Source organism: Mesorhizobium sp. M7A.F.Ca.CA.002.05.1.1, assembly GCF_003998335.1.
Classification (GTDB): Bacteria; Pseudomonadota; Alphaproteobacteria; order Rhizobiales; family Rhizobiaceae; genus Mesorhizobium.
Map to the genome: position 1 here is coordinate 1 of NZ_RZQI01000442.1, position 4,864 is coordinate 4,864.

At 64.2% G+C, this 4,864-nt stretch carries 4 protein-coding genes; 1 reads left to right on the forward strand and 3 read right to left on the reverse strand.

Features of this window, described 5'->3' with window-relative positions:
* From EN939_RS21000 to EN939_RS21010, 3 genes are all read right to left on the reverse strand, one after another.
* On the reverse strand, positions 1–1,211 hold a 1,211-nt coding region (locus tag EN939_RS21000), incomplete at its 3' end, for an aminotransferase class III-fold pyridoxal phosphate-dependent enzyme (protein WP_127269509.1).
* A gap of 38 nt (positions 1,212–1,249) precedes the next feature.
* Positions 1,250–2,743: an NAD-dependent succinate-semialdehyde dehydrogenase gene (locus EN939_RS21005; RefSeq protein ID WP_127269510.1), complete on the reverse strand. Its 1,494-nt coding sequence runs from the start codon at positions 2,741–2,743 to the stop codon at positions 1,250–1,252.
* Positions 2,744–3,158: 415 nt separating this feature from the next.
* The gene (locus EN939_RS21010) at positions 3,159–3,650 is read right to left on the reverse strand and encodes an Lrp/AsnC family transcriptional regulator (RefSeq protein ID WP_127269511.1); all 492 of its coding nucleotides are present in this window, start codon (positions 3,648–3,650) and stop codon (positions 3,159–3,161) included.
* A gap of 81 nt (positions 3,651–3,731) precedes the next feature.
* Between EN939_RS21010 and ehuR the strand changes: the two genes are divergently transcribed.
* On the forward strand, positions 3,732–4,864 hold a 1,133-nt coding region (gene ehuR / locus EN939_RS21015; RefSeq protein WP_164751119.1), incomplete at its 3' end, for a MocR-like ectoine utilization transcription factor EhuR.

Here is a 4,864-nt window from a genome sequence, read left to right on the forward strand (position 1 = left end):
ATCTTGAGCGAGGCGTCGAAGAACACCCGGTCGTCCTTGTCGGCAACGAATTCCACCGCCGCCAGCATGCCGTCGCCGCGGACGTCCCCGACATTCGTGTGGCCGCCGACCGCCTTGGCCAGTTCGGCGCGGAAATAGGCGCCGGTCTCGCGGGCATTTGTCAGCAAATCCATCTCGTCGATCAGTTCGAGATTGGCCACACCGGCGGCGACGCAGATCGGATGCGCCGAATAGGTCCAGCCATGACCGAGCGAACCGAGCTTGTCGGAGCCCTCAACCAGCACCTGCCACATCTTGTCGGCGACGATGACGCCCGACAGCGGCGCATAGGCCGAGGTCAGGCCCTTGGCGATGGTGATCAGGTCCGGCTTGATGCCGTAATGGTCGGAGCCGAACATGGTGCCCAGCCGGCCGAAGCCCGTCACCACCTCGTCGGCGACCAGAAGCACGTCGTACTTCTTCAGCACCGCCTGGATCTTTTCCCAATAGCCGGCCGGCGGCGGCACGATGCCGCCGGTGCCGAGGATCGGCTCGCCGATGAAGGCCGCGACGGTTTCCGGACCCTCAGCCAGGATCATCTCCTCGAGCTTGTCGGCGCAATGCTGAGAAAATTGCTCCTCGCTCATCGAGCGGTCGGCGCGGCGGAAATAGTAGGGCGCCTCGGTGTGCAGGATCGGTGCGCGCGGCAGGTCGAAGGCGTTGTGGAACAGGTCGAGCCCGGTCAGCGATCCAGTCATCACGCCCGAGCCGTGATAGCCGCGCCAGCGCGAAATGATCTTCTTCTTCTCCGGCCGGCCGAGCACGTTGTTGTAGTACCAGATCAGCTTGATGTTGGTTTCGTTGGCATCGGAACCGGAGAGGCCGAAATAGACGCGCGACATGCCCTGCGGCGCGCGATCGATGATCATCTTGGCCAGCGTGATCGAGGCCTCGGTGCCGTGGCCGACATAGGCGTGGTAGTAGGCGAGGTTCTTCGCCTGGGCGGCGATGGCATCGGCGATCTTCTGACGGCCGTAGCCGACATTGACACAATAGAGGCCGGCGAAGGCATCGAGGCTCTTCTTGCCATTGTTGTCCCAGACGGTGACGCCTTCACCGCCGGCCATGATGCGCGTCGGGCTTTCGCCCCGCGCATGCGTGCCCATATGGGTCGAGGGATGGAAGAAGTGGTCGCGATCCCAGGCGGCGAGTTCGTTGGACTGGTCGAGCATTCTTTTGACTCCTGACAAAACGGCGATTCCGGCGCAGCTTAAGCTACATCCAGGCAGAGATATTTGAGATCGGTGAAAGCCTCGAGTCCGTGGCGCGAGCCTTCGCGCCCGATGCCCGATTGCTTGACGCCGCCGAACGGAATCGGCGCGCCGGTGATCTTGACGCGGTTGATGGCGACCATGCCGTAGTCGAGCGCGCGGCCCATGCGCTGCTGCCGGCCGCCATTCTCGGTCACGACATAGGCAACGAGGCCATATTCGGTAGCGTTGGCGCGGGCAATCACTTCATCCTCGCTGTCGAACGGCGTCACGGCGGCAACCGGACCAAACGTCTCCTCGCGCATGATCAGTGCTTCATCGGTGACATCGGCCAGCAGCGTCGGCTGATAGAACAGTGGGCCAGCCTGGTGCCGCTTGCCGCCGGTGAGGCAGCGCGCGCCGTGAGCGATGGCATCGGCGACCTGTTCCTCGACCTTCTTGACGGCGCGCTCGTGCATCAGCGGGCCGATGTCGGTGCTATCAGCAAGGCCATTGCCGGTCCGCAACGTCTCGATACGCTTGGCGAAGGCGGCGCAGAACCGATCGTAGATCGGACGCTGGACATAGATACGGTTGGCAGCGAGGCAGTCCTGGCCCGACGTGGCGAATTTGGCGTCGATGGCGATATCAACCGCTTTGTCCAGATCGGCATCGGCAAAGACGATCAGCGGGGCGTGGCCGCCAAGCTCCATCACCAGCCGCTTCATCGTCGCAGCACTTTGCGCGGCGATCAGCCGGCCGATCTCGGTCGAGCCGGTAAAGCTCATGGCACGGACGCGCGGATCTTCGCACATCCGGCCGACGATGGTCGAAGCCTTGCCGGTGATGATGTTGAAGACGCCGGCGGGCAAGCCGGCGCGTTCGCCGAGTTCGGCCAGCGCCAGCGCCGACAGCGGTGTTTCCGAGGACGGATGCGCAACGATCGTGCAGCCGGCGGCAAGGGCTGCCGCAGCCTTGCGGGTCAGCATCGCCGACGGAAAATTCCACGGCGTGACGACGCCGACGACACCGAGCGGCTCGCGTCGCACCATCATCTCGGCGCCCGGCAGATGGCTTGTGACGCTCTCGGCATTCAAGCGTTTTGCTTCTTCGGCATACCATTCGACGAAGGAAGCGGCATAGTCGATTTCGCCCAGCGACTCCTGCAGCGGCTTGCCCTGTTCCAGCGTCATCAGCAGAGCGAGGTCTTGCTTTGCAGCGATGATCAACTCGAACCATTTCCGCAGGATTTTCGAGCGCTCCTGCGGCAACAGCGCCCGCCACGCCGGGAAGGCGCGCGCGGCGGCATCGATCGCCTTCGTCGTCTGCCGGCCGTCGAGCGCGGCGACGAAAGCGACTGTGGTGCCGGTGGCCGGGTCGGTGACTTCGAAGCTTTCGGCAGCCTCGCTCGCCGTCCAGTGGCCATCGACATAGGCGAGTTCACGCAGCAGCCGGCGGTCGGCGAGGCGATCGAGCGCTTCATGGCGATGCGAGCGGGCGAAATGCGCGGACATGGTCGAGACCTCCCGGTTCGGACTGATGCGGGAAGATTATCCGTCCCGATGCAGACAGAAAGGCTGTTTGGACAGCCCCATAGAGAGAGATTGTCTCTATTGGCCCGCGGGCGCAGATGATCTCTCTGCTGACCGGTGGGCGGCACTAAACCTGGAGATTGGCCGAAGCCTCCCCGCCTTCGTCATCCACGGGCGGAGCAGGAGCGAAGCGACGCGGCGCAGACCCGAGGATCCATGCCGTGATCTTGGTCGAGGAATGCAGCGGAGCAGAATTCTGCACCGCAGCAGCGCTTTGAAGTCGCGGCATGGATCCTGGGGTCTGCGCCGCGTCGCTGCGCTCCTTGCTTCGCCCCAGGATGACGACGTGACGGGGGTTTCGATCAGTCTCCTGGGTGTACGGTAGGGGAGATTGACCTCATGCTTGCGCCGGCAGCAGGTCGGCTATGGGCAGCGCGATCTCGTCCTTCACTGTCTTGATGACGATGTAGGTGAAGTAGCGATCGATGCCGATTTCGCGGTCGAGCAAGCCGTCGACCAGCCGCTGATAGGCGTCGATGTCGCGCGCCATCACCTTCAGCACATAGTCGACGCCGCCGCCCACCGACCAGCAGGCGACGATCTCTGGGATGTCTCGGATGACGCGCTCGAAGCGGTCGAAATCGGCCTGGCGGTGGTTGGCCAGGGTCACCTCCATCAGCACGGTGGCGACGGGTGCCACGACGCGCATGGCGATCCTGGCGTGATAGCCCGAGACGATGCCGGCCTTTTCCAGCTTGCGCAGCCGCATCCAGCACGGCGTCGGCGACAGGCCGACCTGCTCGGCCAGCGCCAGCTTGGTAATGCGTCCGTCGCGCTGGATGGCGTCGAGGATTTTCAGGTCGATCGGGTCGAGTTTCGCTGATGTCATCAGAGCTCACTTTTCGTCCGAGTACCATGACGGCGCATTATTTCGATTGTCAATTGCACTGATTTCGATCTCTAATAAGTCATGACATTGTGGCAACCCGATCCCGCACTCATCAGGCGGCCGGCATATCAATCGCTGGCCGACCAGTTCGCGCGTGCCATCCATGACGGGCGCCTGGCCAATGGTGCGCGGCTGCCGACCCATCGCAGGCTGGCCGACGATCTGAAACTTTCGGTGCAGACGGTCAGCCGCGCCTATGAGGAACTGATCCGTCGCGGCCTGATTTCGGGCGAGATCGGCCGCGGCAGCTTCGTCCAGACGCAGCGCCGCGAGCCGGAGCCGCCATATCTGCCCGAGCGGCTCGGCGAAGTCATCGACCTGTCGATCCTGAAACCGGTTTGTGAGCCGATGCATCTGGAGCGGCTGAAACAAGCACTGGGCTGGCTGGCTGAGAACCTGCCGTCGAGTTCAGCACTTTCGTTCCGGCCCAACATGGTGTTTCCGCGCCACCGCGCGGTGGCGGTCGAATGGCTGAGGCTTTGTGGCCTCGATGCATCGCCGCAGAACGTCAGCCTGACCAACGGCGCCACCGCCGGCATGACCGTGGCGCTGATGAGCGTCGCGCCGCCGGGTTCGACGGTTGCCACCGAGGCGATCGGCCACCATACGCTGGTGCCGTTGGCACGCTATCTCGGCTTCAATCTGGAAGGCCTGCCGATCGACGACAACGGCCTGATCCCGGAAGCGCTGGACGAGGCCTGCCGGCTTTCCGACATCCGCGCGGTCTTCGTGCAGCCCTCGGTGATCAACCCGACGGCGACCCTGATGGATGCGCGGCGGCGAGAAGAGATCGCCGCGGTCGCGCGCAAGCACGACATCGCCATCATCGAGAACGATGTGCTCGGTCCGCTGGTCGAAGACCGGCCGCCGCCGGTTGCCGCGTTCGCGCCGGAGCGCACGCTCTACGTCACCTCCTTCACCAAGATCACCGTGCCCGGTCTGCGCATCGGCTATCTGGCCGCGCCCGACCGCTACGTCGCCGCCGTCGCCAACCGGCATCTGGTCTCGAACTGGATGGCGACGCCGCTGGTGGCCGAGATCGCCACCAAATGGGTGACCGACGGCACGGCGATGGAGCTTGTCCACTGGCAGCGCGCGGCTTTGCGGCGCCGGCAGGATATTGCAGCGCAAGTGCTGGCGGGGGTGGATTATCG